Here is a 4,840-nt window from a genome sequence, read left to right as displayed (position 1 = left end):
CCAGCGGATCTCCTCCTCCGGCAAGCTCGCGATAGCGATCAGCGGAGGCTCGGGCGCCCGCCTGCGCGAGCGGCTCTCCCCGGCCCTGCCCGGGGCGAGCTGGTACGAGGACCGCGACCGGGGTGCCGGCGTCGATCGCGACCACGGCCGCGGTGGGTTCGCCGAGGGCATCGAGGATCCCGGCGACATCGGCGGCCAGCGTGCCTGCGTCGTAGCCGTCCGACGCACGGCTGGTGGCGCCGAACCCGCGTAGGTCCGGGGCAATCACCCGGTACTGCGCGGACAACGGGCCGATGATCTCGCTCCACAATCGCCAGGTGTGCGGAAAGCCGTGCAGCAGAACGACTGCGGGCCCGGAGCCTGCGAGGGCGACATTGGCGCGGATGCCGTTGGTCTCGATCTGGCGCAGCTCGGTAGGCGCGGCATGGAGCGGCGGAGTGCGGGACATAGGACCTCCGGTTAGTAACTATTGGTTATCAGGGAACGATAGGTAATCTCGGGTAGGCTGCCAAGACGGCACGTCTACTACAGGTGGTGAGGTCCAGGTGACTACTCGATCAGCGCAGGTGAAGGCACCGGATCGCGGCGATCTGTTCGAAGCGCAATGCCCGACACGTCAGTTGCTGGACCGCATCGGCACAAAATGGACGTCGATGGCGGTCAAGGTCCTCGCGCAGGCCGCCCCGGATGAAGTGCGGTTCGCCGAACTGCGGCGGCGAATGCCCGGTGTATCCCAGAAGATGCTGTCGGTGACCCTGCACAACCTGACCCGGGACGGTCTCGTTACCCGCCGAGTGGAACCGACGGTGCCACCACGCGTGCACTATGGGCTCACCGAAATGGGCTTGTCCCTCGAGGTCCCCTTGGCGGCACTGCGCACTTGGGCAGAGGATCACATGGCCGAGATCGACCGCGCCGGCGCCGTCTATGACGCACACGCCGACCCGACCACCGAATAGCTTCCCCAGCGGGCGCCTTCGCAGATCGGTCGGGCAACACACCCTCGGGCTCGGCATATATCGCTTGCGGCGAGCGCTGGAGGTACCGCACAATGGGCGGCCGAGGCCAGGACCTGCGGAAATCCAGGATCAGCGCGATGCCCGCATGCGCGGTGGCGGGGATGCGGCGACGGGATCGGCGAGAATTCGGGCGAATGGGTGGTTCATGTTCGATGTGATCATTGCCGGCTGTGGGCCGACCGGTGCGATGCTGGCCGCTGAGCTGCGGTTGCACGATGTGCGGGTTCTCGTACTGGAGAAGGAACCCGAGTCCGTGTCGTCGTTCGTCCGGGTGGTCAGTCTGCATGTGCGCAGCCTGGAGCTGATGGCGATGCGCGGGCTGCTGGATCGTCTCCTCGAACGCGGACGGCAGCGTCCGGTCGGCGGGGTTTTCGCCGCCATCGCCACACCGACGCCCGAGGGACTGGATTCCGCGTACGCCTATCAGCTGGGCATGCCGCAGCCGATCATCGATCACCTGCTCGAAGACCATGCGATCGAGCTGGGTGCGCAGGTCCGAAGTGGTTGCGCGGTGGTCGGTTTCGAGCAGGACGACGAGGGCGTGACCGTCGAACTGGCCGACGGTGAGCAGGTGCGGTCGCGGTATCTCGTGGGCTGTGACGGTGCGCGCAGTACGGTACGCAAACTGCTCGGTGTCGATTTCCCCGGTGAGCCCGCGCGGACCGAGACGTTGATGGGCGAGATGGAAGTGGGTGCCTCGCAGGAAGAGATCGTCGCCAAGGTGACCGAAATACGCGCGACCCATGCGGTATTCAGTCTCAGGCCCTTCGGGGAGGGCATCTACAGCGTCGTTGTTCCCGCCGCGGGGGTGCGCGAGGATCGCACGGAACCGCCCACGCTCGCGGATTTCCAACAGCAGTTGCGCGCGATCGCCGGAACCGATTTCGGCGTGCACTCCCCGCGCTGGCTGTCTCGTTTCGGCGATGCCACCCGGTTGGTCGAGCGCTATCGGGTCGGTCGGGTGCTGTTGGCGGGCGATGCGGCGCACATCCACCCACCCGCCGGCGGTCAGGGGCTGAATCTGGGCGTTCAGGACGCCGTCAACCTCGGCTGGAAATTGGCCGGGCAGATCCACGGCTGGGCGCCGGAAACCCTGCTGGACACTTATCATTCCGAACGTCATCCGGTCGCCGCGGACGTGCTGGACAACACCCGCGCCCAGGTCGAACTGGCGTCCACCGAGCCGGGCCCACAGGCCGTCCGCAGGCTGCTGACCGAACTGATGGGCTTCGACGAGGTGAACCGCTACCTGATCGAGAAGATCACCGCGACCGCCATCCGGTACGACTTCGGCCCAGGCCCCGATCTACTCGGCCGCCGCCTGCCCGACCTCGACCTGAAACAGGGCCACCTCTACGACCGACTACGTCAGGGCCGCGGCCTGGTCTTGGACCGCACCGAACGCCTGACCGCCGACGGCTGGTCCGACCGGGTCGACATCATCGCGGATCCCACTGCGGCACTGGATGTTCCAGCGCTGCTGCTACGCCCCGACGGCCACGTCGCCTGGATCGGCGAGCACCAGCAGGACCTGAACGCCTGTCTCTCCCGCTGGTTCGGCAAGCCCGCACATGCGTCTCGATGACGTCCGCGCCATCCACACCAGTGGAGCCGGCTACTGCTTCGGGCCGGGCTGATCCCGTACGGCACCGTTCGGCCACACCACATCGACCGGAATGCCCCGCTCACGCGCCAGCGCGACCACGGTCCCGGTACCGGCACGCTCGCCGGCCTTCCCGTCCCACACCGCGATCATCCGATCGGCCTCGCTGACCAGGACCTCGTTGGCGGCTTCATACGCTTCGCGGCCCGCGTTGCCGAAGTCCATGACCCGAACCGTCGTGGCCCGCTCGATGAGCCCGTCGAACTGCGCCAGGTGGTCCGGCTTCACTTTCGACTCCCGGTAGTCGCGCGACGGCACCACCACCTCGAGCTGCCCGCCCGCGTCGAGAACCACTTCCGCGAATACGCTGTCCGCGCCGCGGGCAAGGCACGAGATGCCGACCAGACCCGGTGTGTCGGCGATCAGGTCGGCGATGGCCGCACGAACGAGCGGGACCGTTTCGGCCGAGATGTTCGTGTGCCCGGTGACGCTGATTCGCATCACACCATGATGCCGGGGCCGCGATGAACGGGTGGAGCAGGTGGCGCCGAAACGACTCAGCGGCCAGGTTCGTCCGGGCGCGACGGACCGGCGTCACCGCCATCGCTGCGGGTCGGGCCGATCCTGCGCGGCCGCACCATCCGCCGACCGCCGCCGGGGCGGTTTTCCCCGCCGACACGTTTACGGCGCGACGCGTCGAAATCGATGAGATTCGCATCGCGCTCGGCATTCGCGCCCGACTCGGCGCCGGCCTGCGTCACATCGTTGACCGGCAACGATCCTGATTCGCGCTGCAACTCCGCGCGAGTCACCGGGCGGGTGGCCGCAGGATCGTAGGCGCCATCGGGAACCGGAGACCAGCGCGGAGCCGCACCGATATCCTCTTGACGTCGCCGCGGCGGCTTGGGCAGGCGCACGACGTTCGACGGCGCGTCTCCGCCCTGGCGCGGACCCGTCTCGGCAGCCCTCGTCTCTGCCAACTTCTGACGCAGCCGCTCCACCGCATCGAATCGACTGTTGCCGGGTCCGCGCGCGAACCCCGGCCCTGTTTCCTGGTCCGACATCGAACTAACCGCAGACAGGCGCCGCGACACCCGCCCCGAACTTCGGCTTACTTCTAACGCTCACGTCCACATTCTGCCTCACGACCCGCTATCAGTCAGCAGCCCGCTGCGCCTACCACCTGTGGCGACCAGCCCGTGTGCCGGCCGCCGCACGCAAGATCTACGTATTCGGACACACGCAGACGACGCCGCGACCGCCGAAAATCTGCACGACCTCGCCCGTACTGACGTCGCTACTCGTGCGGCTGCGCATCCGAGAGGACCGCATCGATGGCGGATCGCAGGTCGAACACCACCTTGTATCGGCGAACCGACTCCGCTCCGGTCAGCTCGATGTCCCGGCCGGTCGCGCGCCACACGTCACGGATGGAGCCATCATCGCGCACCTCGTAGCCTTCGGATTCCGCCCAGCGATCGACGTCCTGCGCACGACTGGCGAGCGCGTTCGCGACTTCACCTCGACCACGGAACGCCTGGACGTCCTTCCAGGAAACGCTCATCCGTCCTCCTTCGAGTTCAGCTCGGACAACGCGGTCGCGGACCAGTTGTCAAGCGTTGCTGAGGATCTCAGAAATAGAGACCTCCCACTACTGCTCTTGTCTGCAACCTACTCGGATACAGGCGTATGGCCAGCCAGGTCGGGGACCTTCCGCAGGCGCCATCCCGTCAGTGCTCACCGGTCGGGACGGGCAATACTCTCGACGTATTCCGCACCCCAGCGGTTCAGCTCGGACACGAAACCGCGCAGTGCCTGCCCGGTCGGGGTGAGCGAATATTCCACGCGTGGTGGGACTTCGGCAAAAGAATGTCTGTTGACGATGCCGTCTTGTTCCAGCTCGCGGAGCTGACGGGTGAGGACGCGGGGGGTTACCTCGCCGACCTTGCGGCGTAGTTCGCCGTAGCGCAGGGGCTCGTCGAGCAGGTGCTTGACGATGGTCATCTTCCAGGCGCCGCCGAGGACGGCGATGCTCACCTCGACGGGGCAGCTCCGCATCGCGCGGACGATCGGCGCCCGGACTTCCTCCGTGGTTACCATACGCTCGATGATATCCATTTCGTCCATATGGATAAGATTGTGCATACTGTCGATCCTGACCGTTGGTTGCTAGAAACGAGAGTAAGGACGTCGAGCCAACGCGAAGGATTCCGGTGGG

7 protein-coding genes are annotated in these 4,840 nt (G+C 66.6%); 2 read left to right on the top strand and 5 right to left on the bottom strand.

Going from position 1 to position 4,840, the window contains the following annotated elements; all coding sequences use genetic code 11:
- Window positions 1-448: alpha/beta fold hydrolase (locus ACFWF3_RS24565; RefSeq protein WP_379315511.1), on the bottom strand; the 448-nt coding region annotated here is incomplete at its 3' end.
- 97 nt (window positions 449-545) lie between these two features.
- Between ACFWF3_RS24565 and ACFWF3_RS24560 the strand changes: the two genes are divergently transcribed.
- Both ACFWF3_RS24560 and rox read left to right on the top strand, forming a co-directional pair.
- Entirely contained in the window at window positions 546-959 is a 414-nt protein-coding gene (locus ACFWF3_RS24560) for a winged helix-turn-helix transcriptional regulator (protein WP_379315509.1), read from the top strand.
- Between the two features lie 205 nt (window positions 960-1,164).
- Window positions 1,165-2,604, top strand: a complete 1,440-nt coding sequence (gene rox / locus ACFWF3_RS24555; protein ID WP_379315507.1) for a rifampin monooxygenase — start codon at window positions 1,165-1,167, stop codon at window positions 2,602-2,604.
- Between the two features lie 30 nt (window positions 2,605-2,634).
- Here the strand turns inward: rox and ACFWF3_RS24550 are convergent, their stop codons facing one another.
- The 4 genes from ACFWF3_RS24550 to ACFWF3_RS24535 form a co-directional block, all read right to left on the bottom strand.
- Window positions 2,635-3,123 carry a hypothetical protein gene (locus ACFWF3_RS24550; RefSeq protein ID WP_379315505.1) on the bottom strand — a complete coding sequence of 163 codons (489 nt, stop codon included), beginning with the start codon at window positions 3,121-3,123 and terminating at the stop codon, window positions 2,635-2,637.
- 56 nt (window positions 3,124-3,179) lie between these two features.
- Window positions 3,180-3,686, bottom strand: coding sequence for a hypothetical protein (locus ACFWF3_RS24545; protein WP_379315503.1), 507 nt, complete (start codon window positions 3,684-3,686; stop codon window positions 3,180-3,182).
- Window positions 3,687-3,919: 233 nt separating this feature from the next.
- Window positions 3,920-4,186 carry a hypothetical protein gene (locus ACFWF3_RS24540; RefSeq protein WP_378989849.1) on the bottom strand — a complete coding sequence of 89 codons (267 nt, stop codon included), beginning with the start codon at window positions 4,184-4,186 and terminating at the stop codon, window positions 3,920-3,922.
- Between the two features lie 173 nt (window positions 4,187-4,359).
- Window positions 4,360-4,767: a winged helix-turn-helix transcriptional regulator gene (locus tag ACFWF3_RS24535; RefSeq protein ID WP_379315501.1), complete on the bottom strand. Its 408-nt coding sequence runs from the start codon at window positions 4,765-4,767 to the stop codon at window positions 4,360-4,362.
- Window positions 4,768-4,840 lie beyond the last annotated feature (73 nt).

This window comes from Nocardia sp. NPDC060220 (assembly GCF_042727815.1).
GTDB lineage: Bacteria > Actinomycetota > Actinomycetes > Mycobacteriales > Mycobacteriaceae > Nocardia.
The sequence above is the reverse complement of the archived record's forward strand: the minus strand, read 5'-3'. Positions and strand labels throughout refer to the sequence as shown.